Source organism: Halomonas sp. ISL-56, from assembly GCF_018612805.1.
Lineage (GTDB): Bacteria > Pseudomonadota > Gammaproteobacteria > Pseudomonadales > Halomonadaceae > Vreelandella.
The window spans coordinates 113,003-138,120 of record NZ_JAGGRO010000020.1 but is presented as its reverse complement, the minus strand read 5'-3'; the positions used below and the strand labels follow the sequence as shown (position 1 = coordinate 138,120).

At 55.1% G+C, this 25,118-nt stretch carries 23 protein-coding genes and 1 riboswitch; of the genes, 6 read left to right on the top strand and 17 right to left on the bottom strand.

Annotation, left to right across the window (positions count from 1 at the left end; translation table 11 throughout):
* Window positions 1-23: 23 nt before the first annotated feature.
* Both J7J49_RS17710 and J7J49_RS17705 read right to left on the bottom strand, forming a co-directional pair.
* Complete coding sequence (locus J7J49_RS17710; protein ID WP_215094507.1) at window positions 24-635, bottom strand: Yip1 family protein; 612 nt, start codon at window positions 633-635, stop codon at window positions 24-26.
* A 251-nt stretch (window positions 636-886) separates the two neighbouring features.
* The gene (locus tag J7J49_RS17705; RefSeq protein ID WP_215094505.1) at window positions 887-1,078 is read right to left on the bottom strand and encodes a tautomerase family protein; all 192 of its coding nucleotides are present in this window, start codon (window positions 1,076-1,078) and stop codon (window positions 887-889) included.
* Window positions 1,079-1,297: 219 nt separating this feature from the next.
* On the opposite strand from J7J49_RS17705, the gene J7J49_RS17700 reads away from it, so the two are divergent.
* The gene (locus tag J7J49_RS17700) at window positions 1,298-2,188 is read left to right on the top strand and encodes an NAD-dependent epimerase/dehydratase family protein (protein ID WP_215094503.1); all 891 of its coding nucleotides are present in this window, start codon (window positions 1,298-1,300) and stop codon (window positions 2,186-2,188) included.
* 3 nt (window positions 2,189-2,191) lie between these two features.
* Here the strand turns inward: J7J49_RS17700 and J7J49_RS17695 are convergent, their stop codons facing one another.
* From J7J49_RS17695 to cobT, 13 genes are all read right to left on the bottom strand, one after another.
* Window positions 2,192-2,962 carry an ABC transporter ATP-binding protein gene (locus tag J7J49_RS17695; RefSeq protein ID WP_215094501.1) on the bottom strand — a complete coding sequence of 257 codons (771 nt, stop codon included), beginning with the start codon at window positions 2,960-2,962 and terminating at the stop codon, window positions 2,192-2,194.
* On the bottom strand, window positions 2,962-3,948 hold the full coding sequence (locus J7J49_RS17690) for a FecCD family ABC transporter permease (RefSeq protein ID WP_215094499.1): 987 nt from the start codon (window positions 3,946-3,948) through the stop codon (window positions 2,962-2,964). Before J7J49_RS17690 ends, J7J49_RS17695 begins: the two co-directional genes overlap by 1 nt.
* Window positions 3,948-4,805: a cobalamin-binding protein gene (locus tag J7J49_RS17685; protein WP_251048379.1), complete on the bottom strand. Its 858-nt coding sequence runs from the start codon at window positions 4,803-4,805 to the stop codon at window positions 3,948-3,950. The genes J7J49_RS17690 and J7J49_RS17685 overlap by 1 nt, the downstream gene beginning before the upstream one ends.
* 46 nt (window positions 4,806-4,851) lie before the next feature.
* Window positions 4,852-6,672: a TonB-dependent receptor domain-containing protein gene (locus tag J7J49_RS17680; RefSeq protein ID WP_215094495.1), complete on the bottom strand. Its 1,821-nt coding sequence runs from the start codon at window positions 6,670-6,672 to the stop codon at window positions 4,852-4,854.
* Window positions 6,673-6,830: 158 nt separating this feature from the next.
* Window positions 6,831-7,058: riboswitch (cobalamin riboswitch) on the bottom strand.
* Window positions 7,059-7,239: 181 nt separating this feature from the next.
* A complete protein-coding gene (locus tag J7J49_RS17675; protein ID WP_215094493.1) occupies window positions 7,240-8,244 on the bottom strand; it encodes a hypothetical protein in 1,005 nt (334 codons plus the stop codon).
* A gap of 504 nt (window positions 8,245-8,748) precedes the next feature.
* Window positions 8,749-9,459: a hypothetical protein gene (locus J7J49_RS17670; protein WP_215094491.1), complete on the bottom strand. Its 711-nt coding sequence runs from the start codon at window positions 9,457-9,459 to the stop codon at window positions 8,749-8,751.
* 611 nt (window positions 9,460-10,070) lie between these two features.
* A complete protein-coding gene (locus tag J7J49_RS17665) occupies window positions 10,071-10,511 on the bottom strand; it encodes a bifunctional adenosylcobinamide kinase/adenosylcobinamide-phosphate guanylyltransferase (RefSeq protein WP_215094489.1) in 441 nt (146 codons plus the stop codon).
* Window positions 10,463-11,116, bottom strand: a complete 654-nt coding sequence (locus J7J49_RS17660; RefSeq protein WP_215094487.1) for a histidine phosphatase family protein — start codon at window positions 11,114-11,116, stop codon at window positions 10,463-10,465. The genes J7J49_RS17665 and J7J49_RS17660 overlap by 49 nt, the downstream gene beginning before the upstream one ends.
* Complete coding sequence (cobS, locus tag J7J49_RS17655; RefSeq protein ID WP_215094485.1) at window positions 11,053-11,823, bottom strand: adenosylcobinamide-GDP ribazoletransferase; 771 nt, start codon at window positions 11,821-11,823, stop codon at window positions 11,053-11,055. The genes J7J49_RS17660 and cobS overlap by 64 nt, the downstream gene beginning before the upstream one ends.
* 11 nt (window positions 11,824-11,834) lie before the next feature.
* Window positions 11,835-12,386: a bifunctional adenosylcobinamide kinase/adenosylcobinamide-phosphate guanylyltransferase gene (locus J7J49_RS17650; protein WP_215094483.1), complete on the bottom strand. Its 552-nt coding sequence runs from the start codon at window positions 12,384-12,386 to the stop codon at window positions 11,835-11,837.
* Entirely contained in the window at window positions 12,370-13,479 is a 1,110-nt protein-coding gene (gene cobD / locus J7J49_RS17645) for a threonine-phosphate decarboxylase CobD (RefSeq protein WP_215094481.1), read from the bottom strand. Before cobD ends, J7J49_RS17650 begins: the two co-directional genes overlap by 17 nt.
* Window positions 13,476-14,474 (bottom strand): adenosylcobinamide-phosphate synthase CbiB, encoded by a 999-nt coding sequence (gene cbiB, locus J7J49_RS17640; RefSeq protein ID WP_215094592.1) that lies wholly within the window; start codon window positions 14,472-14,474, stop codon window positions 13,476-13,478. Before cbiB ends, cobD begins: the two co-directional genes overlap by 4 nt.
* The gene (gene cobT, locus J7J49_RS17635; protein WP_215094479.1) at window positions 14,474-15,523 is read right to left on the bottom strand and encodes a nicotinate-nucleotide--dimethylbenzimidazole phosphoribosyltransferase; all 1,050 of its coding nucleotides are present in this window, start codon (window positions 15,521-15,523) and stop codon (window positions 14,474-14,476) included. The genes cbiB and cobT overlap by 1 nt, the downstream gene beginning before the upstream one ends.
* Window positions 15,524-15,804: 281 nt before the next feature.
* Between cobT and edd the strand changes: the two genes are divergently transcribed.
* The 4 genes from edd to J7J49_RS17615 all read left to right on the top strand — a co-directional run bounded on the left by edd (window position 15,805) and on the right by J7J49_RS17615 (window position 20,619).
* Window positions 15,805-17,694 carry a phosphogluconate dehydratase gene (gene edd / locus J7J49_RS17630; RefSeq protein ID WP_215094477.1) on the top strand — a complete coding sequence of 630 codons (1,890 nt, stop codon included), beginning with the start codon at window positions 15,805-15,807 and terminating at the stop codon, window positions 17,692-17,694.
* On the top strand, window positions 17,694-18,659 hold the full coding sequence (gene glk, locus J7J49_RS17625) for a glucokinase (protein ID WP_215094475.1): 966 nt from the start codon (window positions 17,694-17,696) through the stop codon (window positions 18,657-18,659). The genes edd and glk overlap by 1 nt, the downstream gene beginning before the upstream one ends.
* 34 nt (window positions 18,660-18,693) lie before the next feature.
* Complete coding sequence (locus J7J49_RS17620; RefSeq protein ID WP_215094473.1) at window positions 18,694-19,563, top strand: aldo/keto reductase; 870 nt, start codon at window positions 18,694-18,696, stop codon at window positions 19,561-19,563.
* 93 nt (window positions 19,564-19,656) lie between these two features.
* The gene (locus J7J49_RS17615) at window positions 19,657-20,619 is read left to right on the top strand and encodes a carbohydrate kinase family protein (RefSeq protein ID WP_064233309.1); all 963 of its coding nucleotides are present in this window, start codon (window positions 19,657-19,659) and stop codon (window positions 20,617-20,619) included.
* 84 nt (window positions 20,620-20,703) lie between these two features.
* On the opposite strand, the gene xylB is transcribed toward J7J49_RS17615, so the two are convergent.
* On the bottom strand, window positions 20,704-22,191 hold the full coding sequence (xylB, locus tag J7J49_RS17610) for a xylulokinase (RefSeq protein ID WP_215094471.1): 1,488 nt from the start codon (window positions 22,189-22,191) through the stop codon (window positions 20,704-20,706).
* 20 nt (window positions 22,192-22,211) lie between these two features.
* Window positions 22,212-23,294, bottom strand: a complete 1,083-nt coding sequence (locus J7J49_RS17605) for an ABC transporter ATP-binding protein (protein WP_215094469.1) — start codon at window positions 23,292-23,294, stop codon at window positions 22,212-22,214.
* A 462-nt stretch (window positions 23,295-23,756) separates the two neighbouring features.
* Here J7J49_RS17605 and J7J49_RS17600 point away from each other — a divergent pair, with 462 nt between their 5' ends.
* Window positions 23,757-25,118, top strand: coding sequence for an ABC transporter substrate-binding protein (locus J7J49_RS17600; RefSeq protein WP_215094467.1), 1,362 nt, complete (start codon window positions 23,757-23,759; stop codon window positions 25,116-25,118).

Sequence of the window (25,118 nt, the reverse complement as noted above, 5' to 3'; positions counted from 1 at the left end):
TTCAAGCACCCTAGGAAAAGCCTTTAACGGAAAAGATGCCACACCACGCTGTGATCCGTGCCCATGCTCCACAGCAGTACAATCACTACGAGCAGTGCTTCCAGCACTAAAACCCCGATACCCAGCGTCGTTGTTGACAGGATAAACCCACGCTCATGGCTGATGCCTAAAAAGCTGGGGGTTCCCTTATAGAGTAGATAGGCGCTGTAGAGCAGCCCGATCACCATACCCAGCATACAGAACCAAAAAGCCGGATAGAGGGCAAAAACGCCACACAGGAACATCGGTGTCGCAATGTAACCCGCAAAAATAAGGCAATCACGGCGGCTGGGGCGGTTTTCTATACGACGGGCCAACCAATGGATCATATTGCCCACAACCCCCACAGCCATTAGCATCAACGCATAAAAAGCCACGCCTAATGCAATACCGTTGGGAAGTGAGACTTTATAGGTTTCAGAGCCACCATACGTCCAGCCGACCTGGGTAGTGCCTATCAGCGCACAGACGACAGGAATAGCAGCGAGTAACAGGACATGGTGGGCATAGAGATGGCTGATAGATTCATGCTCACCACGGATCAAATGCCACTCTTTTTCAGGATGATGGAGAAGCCCCCAAACATGATGGATCATAACGACCTCCCGATTTTGTAGATGCATTGTTATTAGGGTTAGGCGATTAGGGTCAGGCTGTTAGGGTCAGATGTTGATAGAACAGATCAACAAAGCACCAAATCAAGTTTAGTGTAGAACACAAACATTATTTTAGGAGAAGCTTTTATCCACTGTTAATGAGAAATACGCCCAGAGAGTATCCACAGCGACGCCAGTTAGCACCGACCAAACCAGTTGTCACCGCAGCAACCTGAAGAAGTGACAGCCCCCTACGGCTTTTTCCAATCAATCGCTAGCTCGCCCCCTTTTGCCCAATTCTCATGGCTGGTTTCAGCAAAGAAAATTTGCACCGCATCAGGTGAAACTTCATAAGCTTGCACAAACGCTTCGGTGATTTTATGGGTCAGTTCACGCTTCATTTCGACTGAACGCGGCGACTGCTGGATAGTCACGATAGGCATAGTGATGCCTCCTAGTTAATAGGGCTGATTAAGGCTATTTCGAAGAACATAAAATGTTGTCTCTTCAACTACATCATATTGATTTGAGGCTACTTGCCAAGCTCGCTTGGAATTGGCGTTGGCCGAGCATCTGGCTGAAACCATTCTTAGAACCCAACGGAACCAACCTTTCTTTGCTAAGGTGGAGTGATTCATTCTATTAATTGGTGGGATATCTCTATGCGAATTTTATTCACCGGCGGCAGTGGCAAAGCTGGTCGTCATGCGACCGCTTATCTTCGCGATCAAGGTCATCGCGTCACCAATCTGGATTGGGTGACGTCCGACGTGCCCGGCATCACTACCCTGAAAACCGACCTGACCGATGCAGGCCAAGTATTCAATGCTTGCCAGGCTTACGCTGGGTTCGACGAACTGGAGCCAGGCACTGGCGTGCCGCGTTACGATGCCATTGTCCACTTCGCGGCCATTCCAGCCATCCTGCACCGACCAGACAACGAGACCTACCGTATCAATACGTTGAGCACTTATAACGTGCTGGATGCCGCCACCAAACTGGGCATTCCCAAGGTTATCTTTGCCTCCAGCGAGACCACTTACGGGGTCTGTTTCGCCGATGGCGAAAAGAAGCCTGACTACCTCCCCATCGATGAAGAACACCCCACCGTTCCACAAGACAGCTACGCCATGAGCAAGGTGGTCAACGAGGTAACGGCGCGCTCTTTTCAGGCACGCTCGGGTATCGACATCTACGGCCTACGTATTAACAACGTTATCGAACCCCACGAATACCGTCAGAACTTTCCAGCCTACATGGACAACCCGGCCCTGCGTCGGCGCAATATCTTCGCCTACATCGACGCCCGCGATCTTGGCCAGATGGTCGATTGCTGCCTGAAGACAGACGGCCTGGGCTACCAGGTGTTCAACGTCGCCAATGACGATCTCTCGGTGGGCCTGACCAACACCGAAGTCATCGAACGCTTCTACGCCGGGGTGCCGATCAAGCGCGAAATGGGCGAATTTGAGACCTTTTACAGCAACGAAAAAGCGCGGCGCTTGGTCGGCTTTGCACCGCGCCACTCCTGGCGGGATGAGCTGGAGCAGTAGGTTTCATTCTTTTATCGGCACAAACACCGGTGCACCATCCACTTCTACCACCGCCAGTCGCTGGCGGTAGAGGCTTTCCAACGCACTGGGCACCAGCATGCTATCTCGCGGGCCCCAGCACGCCTCGCCATTGGGATAGATCAGTAAAATATGGTCGCACCAGCGGGCCGCCAGATTTAAGTCGTGTAGACACATCACCACGGCTTGTCCCTTGGCAGCCTGCTCCGCCATCAGCGCCATTACAGCGCTCTGGTGGTGAAGATCAAGATGGTTGGTGGGCTCGTCGGCCAACCATAGGTTGGGCGCCTGGGTCAGTACAGTAGCTATTGCCACCCGCTGGCGCTCACCGCCAGAAAGCGTGCTAACCAAGCGGTCGCGCAGGTGCGCCAAATCCAGGCGTTCCAGAGCAGCTTCGGCGCGGGCGTAGTCATCGGCGCCCTCCATCTGCCATGGGGATAGGTAGGGATGGCGACCAATCAGTGCCGTTTCCAGCACGGTCGCCGGAAATCCATCCTGGCGATCTTGAAATACCACCCCTAAACGCTGGGCGATGTGGCGGCGACGCAGCTGATCGAGCGTTGTGTCGTTGAGTTGAACGCTGCCTGAACGTGGGGCATGCAGCCCTGCCAAGGTATGCAGCAGCGTGGTTTTACCCGCTCCGTTGGGGCCTAACACTCCCCAAACCTGCCCAGGTTCAATGACTAGGTTTAACGGCGTACCTCCTGCGCGTTCGGGCACATCGATGATGAGATCGTGGGTAGTGAGTACGCTCATCAGCGGCTCCTGTAGAGCAGAAACAGGAAGGTGGGCACGCCCAGTAGCGCGGTAATGACTCCAACGGGGAGTTGTTCCGGGGCAATCATGGTGCGCGCTAGCGTATCGGCCAGCACTAACAGCGTACCGCCCGACAGCGCACAGGCGGGCAGTATCAACCGCTGGTCGTTGCCTAACAGCAGGCGCAGCATATGTGGTACTACCAAGCCGACAAAACCAATGCTGCCTGCGGTGGTCACGGCCGCAGCGGTGAGCAGGCTGGCGGCAACGTAAATACCCCACTCCAGCGGCCTAACCGCTACGCCCAGCGCGGCGGCTTGCTGCGGGCCACGGGCCAGCACATTCAGGCTACGCCCCAGCGGAATCAGTACCACGCAGGTAGCCAATAATAGTAGAAGCGGCGGCCAAGGTGTTCGCGCGTAGGAGAGATCGCCCATCAGCCAGTAGAGCATGCCCGGCAAGCGTTCGGTGGGGCTCAACGCCAGCATTAGCGTAATCACCGCGCCCCACCCCGCCGCGACCACTACGCCGGTAAGCAGTAATCGCGAAGGCGTCCAACTTCCGCTGCCGTGGGCCAAGCCAAACACTAAAAAAGTAGAAAAAAGCGCACCGCCAAAGGCCGAACCTGAAATCGCCAGCCCGCCGAGACCACCCAGCATGGCCGCCAGCGCGCCAATCGAGGCACCGCCGGAAAGCCCCAGCACATAAGGGTCAGCGAGAGGATTGCGCAGTAGTACCTGCATCAAGGCGCCCGCGACCGCCAACAAACCGCCGACAGCAAACGCCGAGAGTGCCCTAGGTAGGCGCAACTCCATCACCATGGTGCGCGCCAGAGCGTCATCTCCACCCTGCCCTATATGACCAAGTGCAACGTCCCAAATTTGCGCCGGAGAAATCTGCGCACTGCCAACCCCAAGGGCGATAATCAGCGACGCCAACGCCGCTAGTAATAGCAGGCTAAGCGGCAGACCCAGGCGCGCTAGCATTAACTGCGCCTACGTTTTTGGCGCGCAATATCGAGCTTCTCACAGAGGATCTGAGTGCCCTCCATCAGCCGCGGCGTGGGCCGTTGAATCAGCGAAGGCGGCACAAAAAAGAGATTATCTTCGGCCACCGCCGTCAGGTTGGAGTACTGCTCCCAGTGGGTCAACCAGTGGCGATTCTCTTCACCCATACCCCCGGCAACAATCGCTTCTGGATTCGCGGCTAACACGGCCTCATCATCGATACGCGGCACCCGCCGCGACAGCCCGCCAAACACATTTTGACCACCGCAAATCTCGATCACCTGACCGATCAGGTGCTGGTCGTTAATGCTCATTAGCGGCTCATCCCACACTTGGTAGAACGTGGTTACCGGGTCGCGATCTCGGTAGCGCGACGCAAGCGCGGCCATGGTGTCGCGGAAATTATCGGCCACCGTCTGCCCGACCACCTCAGTGCCTGCCAATCGCGCCAAGCGCTCAATGGCACTGGCCACGCCTGCTACATCGCGGGGTTCGATATAGAACACAGGCATGCCCAGGGCTTCAAGGGTGTCAAGCTGTTCGGCGGGGTTGCCGGTCAACCAACCAATGACTAAATCCGGCGCCAACCTCACCAGCGTTTCTAGATCAATTCGGGTATGGCTGCCCACCGAGACCACTTGTTGGGCTTCCGGCGGGTAATCGCTAAAAGAGACGACGGCGACCACTTGATCCCCTGCGCCCGCCGCATAGGTCAGTTCAGTGGCGCCGGGCGAGAGCGTGGCGATGCGCTGGGCAGCGTTATGAAGACACACTTCACGGTCACGATCATCCACAACGCAGCGCGAGTGATCGTGACCCAACGACGCTGCCGACATTAGCAACAGCGCGAGGCCCAAGGCCCCACGCGCAACACCCCTTGCTCTATTGGCCAAAGTGAACACTCAAGAACCCTGCTCGACCAGCATTAATATAGTCACGTGACGTCGAATACTCTTTATCAAAGGCATTTTCTAGCGTAACACGAGCGCTCCAGAGTGGCGCAAAGCGCCATCCCGCACGCAGGTTAACCAACCCATAGCCACCTAAACGCTGGGTATTGACAACGTTATCGTAGCGGTAACCCTGCGCGACTAACGAGCCCCCAAACGACCAATCGCCAAGCTCGCGGTCTGCATCCAGGCGCACACTTTGACTGGCACGGCGAGCTAATCGATTTCCGGTATCTCGATCTTCCGGATCCAGATAGGTAAAGGCAGCCTGGAGTGTCCAATCGTTGACCTCGACCCCGCTGGCTAGCTCGGCACCCCGTATACGCGCACGGTTAACGTTTTGCGGTGCCCATAAACCACTCGACGTTGGTGCCCAGGCAATCAGATCATCGTAATCGTTTTGAAAGGCGGCCAAATCCCAGAACCACTGGCTGTATTGGCCGCGAACACCCACTTCCACAGTTTCAGAGGTTTCCGGATTGAGATCGGGGTTACCCGACTCCGGCCAATAGAGGTCATTGAAGCTCGGCGCTTTGAACGCAGTGCCTACACTGGCACGCAGTGTGTGATCGTTATCCAGCTCGTAGCCTAGCGCCAAGCTGCCGGTGACTTCATCGCCATAGGCTTCGTTGTCGTCGTAACGCAGGCTGGCTTGAATGGCAAACGGTGAGAAGTCGAGCAGCCCCTGGGTAAACACAGCGGTGTTATCGCGGCTGGTGACATCAAAATCGTTGGTGCTTGAAACGCGGTCTTCGCTGATTTCAGCGCCAGCGATCAATTCATGGGCGCCAAACTGAAGGTTGTTCTGCCAGCGGGCTGTTTGGGTGCGGGTATCAATGATCGAGTCACCAAAGTTATCTAGCGTGTCCAGCTCGTCGCGGGCTTCGCTAAGGGTCAGGCGACTCTGCCAGGTATCGGTTACCGGCCCCTCGCCGTAGATGCCAGTCACCTGCTGGACGAAGTCATTCTCTCCACCGTCATATTCGTTGTTACCGCGCGCGCGCAGCGCCAGCATGCCGACTTCAGCGCCACTCTCAAAGGTATGTGCAACGCGGGCCAGCGCCGACGTATTGTCGTAGCCTTTGTCGTCACCGCCGCGACGAACGGGCTGGCCATCGGTATTGAAATGGCTAGCGGCAAAGCTGTAGCGTGTGCCCCCCTCACGGCCAGAAACGCCTGCGCTTAACCGCTGGGTATTAAAGGAACCACCGCCCACTGAGATTCTGGGGCGCGGGCCCTCTTCGTCGCCATCAGGGGTAAACAGCTGAATGACACCACCGACCGCATCCGCACCGTAAAGGCTACCGCGTGGGCCGCGTACGATTTCCGCGCGATCAAACATGCGTGGGTCTAGATACTGAAATGCGGCGCCGCCCGCCGTGGCAGATCGCAGGCGAATACCGTCGATCATCAGCACGGAGGCATCGCTGGGCGTACCACGCAGGTAAACGCTGCTGTTTTTACCAAAGCTGCCGTTGCTGGTGATATCAACACCCGGCTGGCCGCGCAGAAGATCGCTCAAGCTGGTGGGGTCTTGGCGGCGAAAAGTGGCTTCGTCCAGCACGCTAACCGATGAAAGGCTATCGTTGGCAGTGCGCGGCGCTAACACAGCGGTCACTACGACAGGATCAAGCGTGGCTAATTCGGTCGTCGCTTCGGCGTATTGGGCCTCGGTCTGGATGTGAAAGGCTAGCGGTAAAGCAGCCATACTAAACGCCGCCCGTTTGGCGGTGGTGTGGAAACGGTGGTTCATGGAGGATCCCTTGCTCGTCGTGCTCACCCGCACAACGTCGTTTTATTGACCGAGCGCAGGACAAAACAAGGAAATCACGGTCGCACTGCATGATTGCGTTGTGCCACCGTAATCGCCCTGAGAGCACCCACCGCGCCTCGGCATGTATCGGTTCAGGTGTGAACCGTTACTCTCGGGCCGGTCTCCGGGCTGACGAGCGAAAGATGTCTCTAGCAAAGAACCATTCTTTCCGAACGACCACCTTCCCGTGCATAAGCACAGTGGCGTCATAGCCGTTGTTATCTCGATCACCGTTGCGGGGGCAGCGTTGGAATCACGTAAATCACCAACTTCCCGTTTCACTAGCGGCTTTTTACACCGCCAGCACCTGAGAGTGGGCGTAAGCTAGCAACTTGTTGGGGGGCGGTCAATTTTGTTGGGGGCGCCAAAAGTGCGGGAGCGAACCCGGTCAATCAAGCCCACCCAATAGATCGTTTAACAACAAGGCAAATAACGATGTTGAAATGATTCAATTCGCAACCAGCAAATGGCTTTAACGGTACTACCTGATTAAGCGTAGCACCCCCGTCAGCTTTTTTGGGCGCCCACCCACCTATGTAGGCGCGCGGGTAATAACTTCAAAGCTGCTATGCGACAACGCGACCAGTATACCGAAAGCACCAGTAAGCCAACACCCACTACCAATCCAGCAATTGCAAAACCTAGACTTATCACGCCGAACTCGTTTAACACCTTATTATAAGTGAATACAAGCACGCTCATCGCTGACAACATCAAAGCGCGTCTGTCGACCCATAATGAAATTAGAGCGAGAACTGCATAGATCAATGTCACACCTACCGCATGCCTGAACGCAAGAGAGTCGTAGCCGTACATAAGCACAAAAGAGAATACCCCTGAAACTATTAAGGGAGCAGCCAAAATATGTAGCCAAAAAGCGACATCAGCGCGATAGCCCTGACGCTCCAGGTCATTAAGATCCCACCACATGGCAAAGGCAAAAACAGCAAATCCCAACGTCAATTGTAAAAATGGAATAGTAACTAGAACACCGTGTACCTGGCCTGCTATGAGTAATTGCACAGTAAATACAATGCAACCCACTGATACAGCTATCGTGACAGGCACACGAAAACGCCACCAAAAAAGTGCTTGAATAGCAGCGGCAAGTAAACTCACTAAGGCCAGTTTTTCCACGCCCAACGATTGGATGAGGAATACCAAACAAGCGCCACAAAATGTAATTGCCAGGGCAAAAGCGGGTAAAGCCATACGTCGCTGGCGAACAAAATACTCCGCAAGAACCCAGCCCCCGATAGCGACACCCAAACTCGCATTTATACTCGTAACATGGCTAAACAGACTACCAATGGCGGCTAGTACCAGAGCGCAGCCCACCACTACAAAAACGTCATTAAAGCCGGAAATTAACCGAAAATACTCAACTTCTCGCCGTATGGTGACAGACTCATTGCGGCGGCGCACATGTGCTTTTACGTCCCAATACTGTTGGCCAGTTAAAATACCGGCATCTACGCAGGACTGCAGATCCTTGTCTGTATAGTCTGCCACAACATTCATTCCTTAAGTATTGGTAAACGCCCAAATCAGCGTTAGAGAAAGTTTAGCTCTTTCTTTGCCCATCATACCCCACTAATCTTAGGATGACTGAGCTTTGATCGCGCCTGGTCAACCCGCTTAATATGCTCTACAACAAACGAGCTTTTCTTAAATGGAAACCATCTGTTTCGAGGGCAAAAAAACAGCTCTTTGCCTAGCGGCCCCGAATGCGTTACATGTATAGTAACTCGTTCTGGGTTGTTCAAGTGCACGTAACTAATGCTGGCAATATCTTCCAGCCTTACACGTTCGTGCTTGCCTTTTTGTAGAAAATCAGGGTATCACCCTCATCATAAACCTCCACTAGGCCGCCATAGGCTTTTTTAAAAGCTCTATAACCAAACACCAACATCAGTAAAGGCATTAAGGAAAAACTCATTCCGATGTCAAAGGCATCATGGTAAAGTATTGAAAAGAATCAATGCCATACTCCGTTCAAATGCTAAAAACCATTCACTATTCACTTATTTGAAACCAGCCGGTCAAGAAGGGGTCTTCTTCTATCAAGTCAGGTGTCGGTTGTGCGAAGAAGCCGTAGCCGGGGTCGATCTCTAACGCCTTCTTTTCTTGTGCAATAGCTCTAATCACCTCAAGTGATGGATTTTTCTTAACGTCTTCTTGCTCTTCTTCTGAGGATGTTGACCAGAGATGCACGCCCAACGCTGTGTACCAGATACTGACCAATTCACGGTCATTTTGAGCTGCGGCGGCAATCATCACTTCTTTTACCATATCTACAATATTGATCTTTGCTGGCGGCAATGCATCGTTACCGATAAGCACACCTAAGTCGACAAACCGCTGCCAGAGCAGTGAGCCTGCATCACAAAATAAATAGGGAGGTTTGATATATCCTGCGGTAGGATTTTTCTGACTATCCCGTTTACCTTCCGGATATAGACTCACGAATGTAAAATCTTGGATGCTATCAAAAAACGCTTTATGATCTGAATATTCAGGATGGTGAGAAATTTCAAATTGATACACAAACTTATGCTTAAGCAAGGTATCAATCACCCTTAAGTGAGTAAAACCAGTGTCCCAAGCTTCCTGAAATTGATAGAGATTCCAGAATAATGCGCGCAAATCAAGGCTGCTGTGCTCACCAGCCTGGTCAAGACAGTTGATCGACATTTCAACAAGATCTTCAAACTCATGCATCGACATTGGGCAATTCCTTATGCATACTTACTATCATTAGTTTAGTGAATCATCATTTAATTCTATCCAACTTAATAATCATTTTCAATCCCGCTCCAGGCCCTATCACCTCTAGCAGGGCTCAAGTTTATAATTACTAAATTCGCAGCGTACCGCCCCTCTATCCAAGGATATTGCAACGGAAAATTCTGGCGTATAGCTTTCAGTCATAATTGGTAAAGCTATGCTTTAGCCGATCCTATACAGGCACGATAATGTGCCAACCATCAAGAGCGAAGAATGACTTACCCAGGCTAACCAAGCCACTGATCTCGCCAACAGGCTTTCCTATTAGTGCCTCCTGATACTACTGAATTCAAGCAATAAGTACAGCATACTTCCATGTCATTGTTTACTTAACCGTTCTCAGCTAGTTACCAGATAATCATTGAAAACATCGTCAGCTAAAATCAATGGAGCTATAAAATCACACAAGAATTTTTCCCGTTGGCGGATGTTGGCGCCGTCTCACCACCCAGCTTTTGAAATATGTTTTCCAGTAGCTTTGTCTCTTAGCAGTGTTTACCTGCAGCCTACCTATAGATATAGATTGACTACCTAGATCATTATTTATCCATTTATTTCGCTGCTAAATATTTAACACCCATCACCAGTCCATGCCGCACATACCACACCTGATCAGCCTGGGCGGTGGCGTCTTGACTAAACCAGCCGTTTAAATCACGCAGGCGGCGCTGTTCGGGCTGCATGGGCACAATGCCGCGGCCGACTTCGGTAGTGATGATAACTAACGCCGCATTTAACTGTTTGGCACGCTGGCAGAGCTGTGTCATATCGCCCTGCCACTGCTGGCGCAAAGGGTCGTTTTCCGCGTTTACTAACGCGGCTTCTAGCCAGGCAAGCACACCGCTTATCACCAGCGGTCTATCAGCAATCAGCGTTTGCTGGCACGCCGCCAGTTGCTGACCCGGCGTTAGCCGATGCCATAAAGCGTCGGGAAAGCGAGCCGTTACGGCGTCGCGCTTTCCAGCGCAGGCACCGCCGATGAAGAGCTGCATTGCCATTCCTCTTTGCCTTGTTCGTTTTGCTTATAAATCAGTTGCCAGCGCCTGCCTTGGGCCTGAGCTACCGTGCCATCCCAAAAATGAATTGTTTCAAAGCGGCGGCGCAGCTCACGAATCACGCCACCGTGGGTAACGACTAGAATTTTTTTGTGGCCACCCTCTTGGGCATTTATTGCCACGTTATCCAGCCAAGCGTCTAGACGCTCACGCAATTGAGCCGCCGATTCGCCGCCGGGAATCTGCAACTCGCCGACGCTATCAATCCAGGCGCGGTAATGGGGTAAATCCTTTAGCTCGTCGTAAACCTTGCCTTCGTATTCACCAAAATCGAGCTCCCGCAGGCGTGGCTCCAGCATTACTGGAAGCCCCTCTTTTGCGGCCTGGGCCCATTCCAAGGTTTGCTGGCAGCGTTGCAGATCACTAGAGTAAATAGCATCAAAACGCTCATCAAACAGCGCATCACGCAGCGCCAGCAACCCTGTTTCTGCATCGGGAAACAGCAGCGGAATATCTTGCTGGCCTTGATAACGGCGTTCTAAATTCCAATCGGTGATACCGTGGCGAACTGCCACCAGCTCCACATTAAGATCAGTAGCCAAAGCTCTCCTCCTTCAATGGTGGCACCGACCATATCGCCGTTAATGCCATTAAACAGTCGCAACATAAACCAGCGCATTAGTACCACAAAAACCATGACCGTTAGTCCCCACAGCACCAGCGAGGGGGCTAATAGCGCGATAACCGCCAGCGGTACCAGCGCCAGTGCCACATCCTGGCCGCTAAGCGACTGTTGCCAGCTCCTCGCCAGGCCTTTCGGCTGGGCGCAGGGCGTCAGCACTAGCAAGGCAACGCCCCCCCAGCGCCCTAGCGCGGGCACCACCAGCAGCCACCAGAGCGGCGCTTGATAGGTAAGCAATGCCCATAGCAATACCCCCTTCCAGGCGAGTAGAAACACCAGCGCCAAGATACCAAAGCTGCCGATTTGTGGGTCTTTCATAATCTCCCAGCGGCGCGCCAGGGGCTGATTGCTGCCCAGCGCATCGGCGATATCCATAACGCCATCCAAATGCAGCCCACCCGAGAGCGCCACCCACACGCTTAATATCGCCAGCGCGGTGATCGGTGTGGGAGCGTTGTGCATCGCAAATGCCAGCATCACCAGCAAACTGCCGATCAACAGACCCACCAAGGGATAAGCGCGTACCGCCCAGCGACGAGTGTCGGGTGTCCAGGGGGCGGCAATGGGAATCGGGATGCGCGTCAAAAACTGAAGGGCCAGCACAAAACCGAATAGAACGTTTTTCACAGTGCTCTCTTTCAAAGAAGCTTTCCGTCATTTTTCCATTCAATGGCACAGCCCGCGACCACTTCTAGCACTGAGTCCGCCTCTGCCGCTACCCAGCGGTGAGCACGCTGAAGAAACGTCAGGTAGCGCCAGGTCTCATTATCGCTAGGCGGTAGCGATTCGTTAATGTCGTTGGAGACAATCACCAACTGAATATGGCGAGCTTTAGCGCTTTGCACGGCCCGTTGCAGCAGCTCCAAGCCCTCCTCTGCGCTAAGGGAACTGGCGTATAGCACTTGGCTGGCCCATAGGGTTAGGCAATCCAGCAGCACCGCACTGCCATCAGGCACGCCTGCCAACGCTTGATCAATCGCTAGCGGCGCCTCAATCGTTATCCAATTGACGCTTTGCCCTTGCGCGTTCCTCGCCTGCTGGTGTCGTGCCACTCGCTCGGCCATCTCATCGTCATACACGTTGGCGGTGGCAAGGTAGTAACAGCTATCCGTACCAGCCGCGCTGAGCGCCAGCTGCTCGGCAGCCTCACTTTTACCGGAGCGTGCGCCGCCGCTAACGAAGACAATCATATATCACCTCTAATAGCCGCTGGTTGGCGGGCCCATCGCGCAGTGCGATGCGCAGCCAGTCGCCGTCTAATCCAATAAAGCTATGGGTATGACGCACCAGCATGCCTCGGCGTAGCAGCCCTTCAAACAGCGCATCGCTGGTCATTGCATGTTCAGCACCGGGGCGGATAAGGAAAAAACAGGCGTGGCTGGGAACGACTTCCAAGCCCAGCTTTGTCAGCGCCTGCTGCATACGCGGGCGTTCATTGGCAATCCATTGGAGGGTGCGCTGAGCAAACTCACGGTCTGCCAGCAGCGGCGCCACCAGCTCTGCCGCCAAGTGATTAACGCTCCAGGGCGGCTGGTGGGATTCTGCTGAATTGATAGTCGCCCCATCCGCCAGCATATAGCCCAGCCTCAAGCCCGGAAGAGTATAAAACTTGGTCATCGAGTGCAGCAGAATCAGATGTGAATAGCGGGCCAGCAAAGGTGCCAGTGACGCCTGCAGTAGTGACGACTCGAGTTGGGTATCGCCCACCATATCCACGAACGCTTCATCGACAACAACGCGACAGCCAATTGAAGCGGTGACATCCAGCAGTGCTTCCATTGCCGGGGCATCGATAAGCGTCGCCGTCGGGTTATTGGGCCGGCATAGAAACAGCACATCAATGCCGTCAACCTCTGTCAATAGCGAATCAACGTCCAGCGCAAAGTGCGGCGCGGACAGCGCGATCTCTGTGACCGCGAGCCGATGGGCGCGGCAAGCGCGTGCATATTCGCCAAAGCTGGGAGTAAGAACCACCGCCCGTTTACCGGCATGCAGCGCAGCGGCAAGGAAAATTGCCTCTGCGCCGCCATTGGTTAGGAGTACCTGCTCGGGCTGAAGCTGGTGATGGACAGCAATGGCCTGACGCGCAGCGCCGTAATCTGGCGCAGGGTACCGTTCAAGACCTGCCAACTGCTTCACTAACCAATCGCTTACCCAGGCCGGAGGCCCCAGAGGGTTAAGGTTAGCGCTAAAGTCTTCCAGGCGGTGGTCGGCGGGCAAGCCGAAGTGCGCGAGTAGCGCCTCAGCTTGGCCGCCGTGCGCGGGCCATGGGGACATATTCATAACAGCCCTCTAGTCAACATGAGTGCTGCTATCACCACCACCGACAGCACCATAAACAGTAGCCAAGCGCCGTGCATTAAACGCACCGCAGCCGTGATATGCGTTACCTGCAGCACTTCCAGGGGCTCACCTAGGGTAGCGCGCTGAGACACCACGCCTTGATAGTAATTGGTGCCACCCAACTGAACGCCGAGTAGCCTTGCCACCATGGCCTCCGGCCAGCCCGCATTGGGGCTTGGATGTCGCGGCGCATCACGGCAGGTGCCGCTCAGTGCGCCTTTCCAGCGCAGATTCAAAACACCTGAAACATCCAATAGCAAACCAGCGAGCCACAAACACAGTGCGGTTAAGCGTGCGGGAATCCAATTGGCTAGGTCGTCCAGCTTCGCGGAGGCGAAACCAAAATCGGCATAGCGCTGGTTTTTGTAGCCTACCATCGAATCCAGGGTATTCACCGCCTTATACGCCAGCGCTAGCGGCGCCCCGCCGATCAGGGCGAAAAATAGCGGTGCGGTAATGCCGTCAACGGTGTTTTCCGCCACAGTTTCCACCGTACCTCGGGTGATTTCTGCTTCATCCAAGCTATGCGTATCGCGCCCTACTATCATTCCCAGCGCCTTGCGTGCGGAGGGCAGATCGCCTTTTGTCAGCGGTTCAACCACGGCGCGGGCCGCATCGCCTAGACCTTTAATCGCCAGCGTAGTAGACAGCAGCCAAAGCTCGGCGATTAACGCCAATCCTGGGTGCAATCGTTCTAGCAGCGCTAGCGCTAACCAGCTAATCCCCCATACGCCACCGACGACAATAGTGGTTAGCAGGAAGCCACTAACTCTGCGCTGCTGCGCCGTGCCACGGTTCCATAGCCGCTCAAAGGCGCTGATAAAACGTCCTATCAATACCACTGGATGCGGCAATGAGCGCGGATCGCCAATCATTAAGTCAATCACTATCGCCAGAACAACCAGCGCCAACCCAGCGATCGGATCGCCGACCATCATGGCGCTGCCTTATCGCTAACACCGGCATCGTTAAAGGTCGCCATCTCCGCCACCATCGCTGTCGCCGCCTGCAGCAATGGATACGCCAGCGCGGCACCACTGCCCTCCCCTAGCCGCATGCCCATATCGAGAAGCGGCCTAGCCTCTAGAGCCGTTAGCGCTACGTCATGCCCTGGCTCCTGGGAACGGTGGCCAAAAATCAGATAACCGCGCACAGCGGGGCATATTCGGCAGGCGGTGAGCGCGGCCACGGTGGCAATAAAGCCATCCACAATCGCAGGCATCTGATTGGCCGCGGCTGCCAAATAAGCGCCGGTCATCGCGGCAATCTCCAGGCCGCCTAGCTTGGCCAGCACCTCTAGAGGGGCCTGGGGGTCAGCGTTACGCGCCGCGATGGCGCGCTCAATCACGGCTACTTTGTGTGCCTGCTGCTGTGGGTTAATCCCGGTACCCGCACCAACGACGCTGGCTACCGATTCACCTGTTAGCACCGCCAGCATGGCACTGCTGGCGGTGGTATTGGCAATGCCCATCTCGCCGACAATAAGGCACTTTGCTGCCGCCTTTTTTGCCCGTTCAACGGCGGCGACACCTACCTCTATAGCGGCCAATGCCTGATCAGCCTGCATGGCATCTTCCACCACCATATTGGCGGTTCCCGCGCGCACTTTGGCAGAAGTCACGCCAGACATTGTTAAGGACGAAGCTACGCCTACGTCTACTATCTCGACCTGCGCACCTATTTGCCGGGCAAACACATTAATTGCCGCCCCACCGTTGTCGAAGTTGGCCACCATCTGGGCAGTCACTGCCTGGGGAAAGGCGGATACTCCCTCAATGGCAACGCCATGATCCGCAGCAAACACGATTACCGCAGGCGGCATCACAATGGGCTTAAGCTCACCGGTGATGGCGCTCAGCTGAATAGCCAATTCTTCCAGGGCCCCCAAACTACCTTGCGGTTTGGTCAACGTATCCAAGTAGCGTCGCGTCGCTTCTCCAGCCCTGGGATCAACTGACTGAATCTGGTCAACAATGGCGTGCATGCAGGCTCCAGCCCAGTAAGGGTCATCAAACATTCAAAGTTAAAGCTCAAAATGGTAGCAAAAGCCTGGATGCTATACTTGCTATTTCACTGGCCATCATTCCACCCTCTTTGGGTTCCATGTATACCATCGCGTGCTTTACGTGAGGCGACCGGCACCCTACATTCGGGTAATAAAACTACAAATGTGGTTTTTATTACCGTAAAGTCTCTTAAATCGACGCTAAAAAATGTAAAATAACTACAATATTTACTCACCGTCTCTATCATGCAGAGGTTCCTATGCCGAGCTCAACACCCGCCACTTTAAACCCTACCGTTGCTGAGGTTACCCAGCGTATTCGTGAGCGTTCTGCAGAGCGTCGCGCCCTCTACGAACAGCGCATGGCTGACCAGCATAAACGCGGTGTGCACCGTGCTGAGTTAAGCTGCGGTAATCTGGCCCACGGCTTTGCTGCCTGCAACCCGCAGGACAAAGATTCCCTCAAGCTGATGAACAGTGCCAACCTGGGGATCATTTCGGCCTACAACGATATGCTCTCGGCCCACCAGCCGTTCGAAACTTTCCCGGCCACTATCAAAGCCGCTGCCAACGCGATGGGGTCAACGGCCCAGTTTGCCGGTGGTGTACCGGCCATGTGCGATGGCGTGACCCAGGGCCAGCCGGGCATGGAGTTGTCGCTATTCTCACGGGATGTGATTGCCATGGCCGCCGCCGTGGGACTTTCCCACAACATGTTCGACGCTGCACTCTACCTGGGCGTGTGCGATAAGATTATCCCCGGGTTGTTTATTAGCGCCGCGCGCTTTGGCCACCTGCCCGCGATGTTCGTCCCCGCAGGCCCCATGCCCAGCGGCCTGCCCAACAAGGAAAAAGCCCGCGTTCGTCAACTGTACGCCGAGGGCAAAGTAGGCCGCGATGCGCTGCTAGAAGCGGAATCCGAGTCTTATCACAGCCCTGGTACCTGCACCTTCTACGGCACCGCCAATTCCAACCAGTTAATGATGGAAGTAATGGGCTTGCACCTGCCGGGCACCTCCTTCGTCAACCCTGGCACCGAGATGCGCGAAGCATTGACTCGCTACGCGACAGAGCAGGCGATTCGTAACACCGAGCCGGGTGGCAACTACCGTCCGTTCTACAAGCAGATTGACGAGCGCGCCATCGTCAATGCCGTCGTTGGGCTTCTCGCTTCAGGCGGTTCGACCAACCATACGCTCCACCTGATAGCCATGGCCGCCGCCGCGGGCATCACCCTGAACTGGGACGACTTCACCGCGCTTTCCGCGGTCACTCCCAGCCTGATGCAGGTCTACCCCAACGGCCAAGCGGATATTAACCACTTCCAGGCCGCTGGCGGCATGAGCTACCTGTTCCGCGAACTGCTGGGCGCGGGCCTGATTCACGGCGATATCCCCACCGTGTTTGGCACCGATCTGACCGCCTACACCCAGGAGCCCTTCCTGGAAGATGGCAAAGTCGTCTGGCACGAAGGCCCCGAAAACAGCCTTGATGAGAACGTGCTGCGCCCCGTCGCCACGCCTTTTGCGCCGACGGGTGGCTTAACCGTTATGAAAGGCAACCTGGGCCGTGGTGTGATCAAAGTCTCCGCGGTGGCCGAGGAGCATCGCATTGTCGAAGCACCGGTGAAGATTTTCGAAGACCAGAACGAAATGAAAGCGGCCTTCGAGTCCGGCGATTTGGATCGTGACGTGATCGTGGTCGTCCGTTTCCAAGGCCCCAAAGCCAACGGCATGCCAGAACTGCACAAACTGACGCCGTTCCTGGGCGTGTTACAAGATCGTGGTTATAAAGTAGCGCTAGTGACTGACGGCCGCATGTCGGGCGCGTCGGGCAAGGTGCCTGCCTCCATTCACATGAGCCCGGAGGCCCTGGACGGCGGCCCGCTGGCCAAACTCCGCGATGGCGACATCGTGCGTCTGGATGCCAACGCCGGCACGCTCGAGGCCAAAGTTGCCCCTTCCACCTGGGCAGAACGTGAACTGGCAATTGGCAACCTAGATCACTACCACGTCGGCCTGGGCCGTGAGCTGTTTTCAGGCTTTCGCCACCTGGCCATGCGCGGTGAAGAAGGCGCTGGCGTATTTGGTGGTTTTGAAGCCGATGATCTCGCCCGCCAGCAGGGGCAAATCTCACAAGAGGATGCCTGATGAGACCGGCTTTAATCGGCGATATCGGCGGCACCAACGCACGTCTGGCGTTGGTGTCGCCAGGTGAAATAACCCCGCGTGATATTTTGAACTTACCCTGCGCCGACTACCCTGGCGTTGTAGAAGCCGTTAAAGATTACTTGAGTCGCGTGGGCGCCACCGGTGACAACGCGCCTCAAGAGGCGTGCTTAGCTTTTGCCTGCCCCGTACATAACGAGCGGGTCAAAATGACCAACAACCACTGGGACTTTTTAAAGAGTGACGTTCGACAGACGCTGAATCTGTCCCTTTTTAAAGTCATCAACGACTTCACCGCACAGGCATTGGGCGTACCTCATGTGGCTGAAAGTGATTTAGTGGAAATCCAGCCAGGTCAGACCCAAGCCCACTCGACGCGCTTGGTGATCGGCCCTGGCACCGGGTTGGGCGTTGCCGGGGTATTTCCTGGGCAGCACGCCTGGATTCCGCTGCCCACCGAAGGCGGCCACGTCACTTTCGCGCCCACAGATAGCACCGAGCGGGCGCTGTTGGAGGTATTTCTCCAGCGTCACAAACGGGTGAGCGTAGAGCGCATCCTATGCGGCCAGGGTTTACTGGAGCTTTACCAAGCGCACTGCAGCCTTGAGGGAATTGAACCTCGCCTTACCAGCCCGGCAGATGTGACCACAGCGGCCAACGAGGGCGATAGCCTGGCCACTGCTGCCCTACTGCGCTTTCTAAAAATCCTCGGCGATGTGTGCGGCGATGCCACGCTGACCATGGGCGCCAGGGGTGGGGTTTATCTATGCGGCGGTATTCTTCCACGCTTGCTGGAGTGGCTGCCAAAAAGCGAACTGCGCGATGCTTTTGTCAATAAAGGCCGTATGGGCGCCTATAATGCCGATATTCCCGTATGGGTGGTGTCCGCGCCCTGGACGGGGCTGCTAGGCGCCGCCGAAGCGCTGCATAACGAAGAAGTTTTCTAACAGCATTTCTAATAAAATCAACAGGGAACCTGCCATGCCCGCCGACACCTTTGATGTGCCGTTTGTACTCGGCATGATGCGTTTGCACGAAGCGTCTGACATGCATGACCCTAAACAGTTGGCCGATTGGATCGAAGCACGCCTGGAACAGGGCCTAAACTGGTTTGACCATGCCGATATCTACGGCGGCAACCAGGGTGAAACGCTGTTTGGCGCCGCGCTAAAAGCCCGCCCTGGCCTGGCTCGGCGGGTTCATATCGTCACTAAAGCGAGCATCGCTAACGATAACCCAGCCCCCGGGTCGGGTAAGGTAAAGCACTACAACGCTAGCCCTGCTTATCTCAATAGTGCCATCGACGCATCGCTTGGGCGTTTAAACGTCGAACGCCTCGATCATTTCCTGATCCACCGCCCCGATCTGCTCATGAACGCTGACGCCACTGGTCGCGCACTGGACGATGCCATTGAAGCAGGCAAAATTGGCGCTGCAGGCATTTCCAACCACCTGCCCAGCCAGTGGCGGCGCTTGCAAGGCACCATGCATCATCGCTTATCCGCCAACCAGATTGAGCTCTCGATTGCTCACACAGCCCCGCTATTTGACGGTAGCTTTGACGATCTATGTGCCGACGGCCACGCTCCCATGGCGTGGTCACCTCTGGCAAGCGGGCAATTAATGCAAGGCGCCGTTAGCGACTGTTTGGATAAGTGGGCAACCAAGCTTGAGTGCGCTCCCAGCGCTTTAGCGCTGGCATGGCTGCGCAGCCTGCCCAACTCGCCAGTCCCGGTGATTGGCAGCGTTAAAGCTGAGCGAATTAGCGATATGCTTAATGGCCCCGCAACGCTCCCACGGGAAGCGTGGTACGAACTGCTTGAAGCCGCACGCGGCCACTGCGTGGCATAAAGTTGTCCAGTGCAACACTGTCAGGTAAAAAACAGCCCGGTGCAAAACTGCCTGTTTTAAAACAAATACATTAATCACAATAAGGAGCCACAAATGACACCCGTTATTGCCTTTGGGGAAGCGCTGGTCGATATGCTCTCCAGTCGTTTGGGAGCCGCGACTGATACTCAGGAAACCTTTACGCCCTACGCCGGTGGCGCTCCCGCTAACGTGGCAGTCGCCTGCGCCCGCTTGGGCGTACCTAGCCAGTTTCTAGGTATGGTGGGTGACGATACCTTTGGGCATTTTTTGCTGCGTGAACTTAAAAGTCATGGCGTCGACACCAGCGGCGTTATGCTCACAAAACAGTCACGCACGGCGCTGGCGTTCGTTTCCCGGGATGACGTTGGCGAACGCACCTTTGATTTTTATCGCCCACCCGCCGCTGATCTGCTCTATCGCCTTGAGCATCTACCCCATGGTGTCTTCGAGAACCCGGCCATTCTGCACTTGTGCAGTAACAGCCTGACTGACCCTGAGATCGCCGACGTCACCCTGGCGATGGCCACCATGGCCAAGCGCGCAGGCTGCCTGGTCAGCGTAGACGCCAACTTACGCCATAACCTGTGGCCCGGCGGTGAAGCGGATGCCAGCTTAGTCACACAGCTGCTGGACGGCGCCGAGCTGCTCAAGCTCTCCCAGGAAGAGCTCGACTATTTGCGCGCCGATCACCCCGCAGAGTCATGGCTTTCAGAACGGCTGGCAGCTGGGGTTAAAGTTATCTTGATTACCGATGGACCCAACGACGTCCTGCTCAAAGGCGTCGGCATCGACCAGCGCATTGCGCCACCTAAAGTGGAGGCAGTCGATACCACCGCTGGCGGCGACGCTTTTATTGGCGGGCTACTGGCCGAACTTTCAGCCCACGGCATCAATGAAAACTGGCAGAGCGATGCCGATTTTCTTCATCGGGCAGTAGATACCGCCTGCCGCTGCGGCGCCCATGCGGTTACCCGCCCAGGCGCTTACGCCTCACTCCCCACTCACGCGGATATTGAAGCGTTGCGTGCAGGTTGATATATCAGATCAAGCGACCAAGGCTTGTTGAAAGCCCTTAATCTAAAACGCCACCTAATTCGGGTGGCGTTGGCTAGCGGCTGGTTAATTATCAAGTTTGGATGCTATGGCAAATTCAGGTGCTAGAGCACGGTATAGCCGCTTGTAACACTCGAAATTATGGCTATGCCGGTGATTTCCCAGTTTCGGCTGAAACACCTTTTCAATTCGCGGCGTCTGACAGACCACCTCGGGATTTTCCTGGGTGAACGCCAAGCGCGCTAGACGCGCGGCGCCAAAGGCAGGGCCCGACTCACTGTCTTCGCAGCGCGCAATAGGCCGCTCTAAAATATCCGCCAGCAGCTGCAGCCAATAATCACTTCGGCTGCCCCCGCCAATCACGGTTAACCGCGTGATCGGCGTACCGGCCTGCTCAATGACATCCCGCGCTTCCCGCAACGAAAAGCCCACCCCTTCCAACACCGCCTGAGTCACTTCGCCGACGCCACTGGAAGGGTGTAAGCCAAACAGCACACCGCGGGCATCAGGGTTGTTATGCGGGGTTCGCTCGCCGTTTAAATACGGCAAAAACAGTAGCGACGACGCACTCCCCTGTTGCTCCTTAGCGGCAGTCAGCGCCTCGTCAATTGAGACTCCCATCAACTTCGCTGCCCAGGCCAGAACGCTTGCCCCATTGAGCATGGCCGCCATTTGAAACCATCGTTCCGGAAGCGCATGTGCAAAGGCGTGTAACGCATGCTCAGGCGCAGGGCGATAGCCAGAGGTGGCGATAAACAACTGACTCGACGTTCCCAGGGTAAAGAAGGCATCCCCTTCGTTAATGGCTCCCAACCCTATCGCCCCTGCTGCTACATCTCCCGCGCCGGCGGCAATCGGAACCTGGTTTTCAATATCCCAGCGTGCCGCGATATTCGGTTTGAGAATGGCCAAAGCGGTACTGCCCTCCGCCAAGTGCGGCAACTGGCGCTCTGCGACCCCACACACTGCCAATATTTCTGGGCTCCACGCTCGTCTGGCTTGATCAAGCAGTTGGGTGCCCGCCGCATCACACATATCGGTGATACGCTCCCCACTCATCCGCCAACGCACGTAATCCTTTGGCAAAAGGAAGTGGTGGGCATTGGCTAGCGTTTCCGGCTCGTGGGCTTTTAACCACAACAGTTTGGCAGCCCAAAAGGCCGGCATGGGCTCAACACTGGTTATCGTTGCCAGGGAAGGTAGGAGCTCTTTAAGTTGCTGACACTGCTGGCTGGCTCGGCTGTCATTCCACAAAATAGCCGGGCGAATAACCTCACCGTGTTGGTTCTGAACCACCAGCCCATGCATTTGGCCGGATAGACCTATCCCGGCTACTTTGGCCATGGCAGCGCCAGCCTGCTGCATTAATTGCGCGACCACCTCCTCAACGGCTTGCCACCACAGCTCAGGGTCTTGTTCCGCCCAGCCAGCGCGGGGGTGGGTAACGCTGTAAGCCGAACTTGCAGTGGCCAAACACAGCTGATGGGTATCGACCAGCACGCCTTTTACCGCTGAAGTGCCAATATCCAAGCCTAAATACGTCTGCGTACTCATTGGAGCCTTCCGCCTTGTGGTTAGGCTGCCCGGGAGGAGGCGTGCCAGGCAATGCGTTCGCCACTCGCCGCATCAAACAGATGGTTTTTATTCACGTTGATGGCCAGGTGGATGGTATCGCCGGGCTTAACCTGATGGCGTTCACGAAACACAATGGTGATATGTTGATCGCCTAACTTAGCGACTACATGAATCTCAGCGCCGGTGGGCTCCACCGTGATCACCTCTACCGGAACGCCTTGATCTGCCAGCGTCATATCCTCAGGGCGAATACCGTAGACCGCGTCGCCCGCCGAGTTGGAGATATCAATATCCCCCAACGGCAATTGGCCACCGCCCCGCACCTGGAACTGCCCATCGTCGCCCACTTGGCCATGAATCAAGTTCATGCCCGGCGAGCCGATAAAACTGGCCACGAATAAATTGGCGGGATGGTCGTAAAGCTCCAGCGGCGTGCCCATTTGTTGAACGTAGCCTTGGTGTAAAACAACAATTCGGTCAGCCATGGTCATGGCTTCAATTTGGTCGTGGGTAACATACACGGTAGTGGTTTTAAGCCGCTGATGTAGCTCTTTAATTTCTGTGCGCATGGAAACACGCAGTTTGGCATCCAGATTGGAGAGCGGTTCATCAAACAGGAACACCTGCGGGTCGCGCACAATCGCTCGACCCATCGCCACCCGCTGGCGCTGGCCACCGGAAAGTTCACGGGGAAAACGTTTTAGCAGGGGCTCTAAATTGAGAATCTCAGCGGCAGCATTCACCTTGTCATTTATCTCACTTTTCGACACTTTGGAGAGCTTGAGTGAGAAGCCCATATTGTCAGCGACCGTCATGTGCGGATAAAGCGCGTAGCTCTGAAACACCATGGCGATGTCGCGCGCTTTGGGTGACATATCGTTCACCACCGTCCCGCCAATCTTCACATTACCGTCGCTGATCGACTCAAGTCCGGCAATCATGCGCAGCAACGTGGACTTACCGCAGCCGGAAGGCCCCACCAGAATGACAAATTCACCATCGTTAATTTCGATATCCACACCGTGGATCACTCGCTCTTCCCCGAAGCGTTTTTGTACATTTTCCAGCGTAATGTTAGCCATCGTTGTTATATCCTTCTTTGGTCTAATAAGAGCAGTAAAGCGGCTAAAAGTATCGGCATCCAATGTTTAGCATTAGACATTAGTCCAAATAATTATCTATTTAAACTTAAACACTCAACGTTTAAAAGGATCATTATCGCCTCAACTCTTAGCCCCATAAAAAACATAACTACATGTTTTTAATGATTTTTATATTCATCTACAGCTATAGTGTTGCCGATCAAAAAATACTAGCGTTACTTATTCTCGGCTCAGCCTGTAGTTATTAATTACGCTAGGTGACACGATTCTGCAAATCCTTTATGTTGGACGTCGATTAGATTGGAATTCGAATCAATAAAGTGTCTGGAAAAAAATTCCTCACCAATAATCACAATTGGTTCTAGCGATTCACCCTTGTAGCGGCGATGCTTACTTTCGAGAGAAAGGGCATAACAATAAAGAGCTTTAGGAGATTGACACATGACAACAACACGCATGCTCACCGCCACCGGATTAGGCCTGGCCATAGCCACGGCCAGCGCTACAGCAATGGCGGAAGACGTTACCATCCGCTGGGCGCTTCACCCGGGTGAAGAAGCCGATGCCGTAGTGAACTACTTCGCCCCCGAATATGAGCGCCAAACCGGCGTTAAAGTGGTTGGTGAAATACTGCCACCCGATCAGTTACGTGACCGTATGTCGATCGAAGCCATTGGCGGCACCGGGCGTTGGGACATGGGCTACCACAGCCCCGGCTGGTTTGGCAGTTTCAAAGACCATGTGGTCGACTTAACGCCTTACATCGAAAAATATGATTTTGATATCGACGCTTACCCTGAGCGAATTCGCGAATCGCATATGGAGAGCAGCGCTCGCCCTGGTGAAATTATCGCCCTGCCCACCACCCCCGCAGCGCCGATGTTAATTGTCCGCGAAGATTTCTTCTCACACCCGGACGAGCAGGCAGCTTTCGAGGAAGAGTACGGGCGCGAGCTTGAAGTCCCGCGCACCTGGCAAGAGCTTTACGAAGTGGGGGAATTTTTCACGCGTGAAGCGGGTGAAACGGTGGCCGGTGAAACTCTCGAAGAGGATCTATACGGCTGGACCGACGCCTTAGGTGCGGGCAGCGGCGTGGCACGTAGTTTTATCGTCATGCTCTACTCCACGGGCCTTGAAGGCTGGGACGAAAACTATCAACCCGACCTTGATCACCCCATCTTAGTCGAGGCCGCCAACCTGTTTGTCGATCTTGCCAATGACGTGGCGCCTCGCGCTGCCCGGAACTGGGATTTTCTTGAAGGGCTAAGCTACTTCCGCGATGGCCGTTTAGCCATGGCCACTATGTGGCCCCAGGGGCTTTCCACGGTTGAAGATCCTCAAGGTGAAGCCGCCGGTAACGTGGGCTATCAGCCGCTCCCCGCCTTTGAAGGCAACCTGCAGGATTACCCCCAAGGCGTGCCCTTCTTAGGCGGCGGCGGGGTCTTCGTTATGGATACTGAGAATTCCGAAGAAGCGTTTAAATTTCTGAAATGGATGCTGCAGGATAACGAAATCGAGTGGGGCAAACGCACCAAGCAATTTTCACGCGTAGCCCACTTCAACAGCGAAGAACTGCGCAGCCTAGAGCCTCATTATGCTGACTTCTTGCCCGCCTACGAGCAGACCCTTGAACACGTATTTGTTCGTCAGGGCATTCCTGAATACGGCACCGTTATGTGGCAGGGCACCGTTGACTTCGCCACCGAAGTACTCAGCGGCGACCTAACCCCAGAGCAAGCGCAGGATCGCTGGGTAGACAATATGACCCGTACCTTCCAGCGCGCAGGCTACCTCGAACGCTAG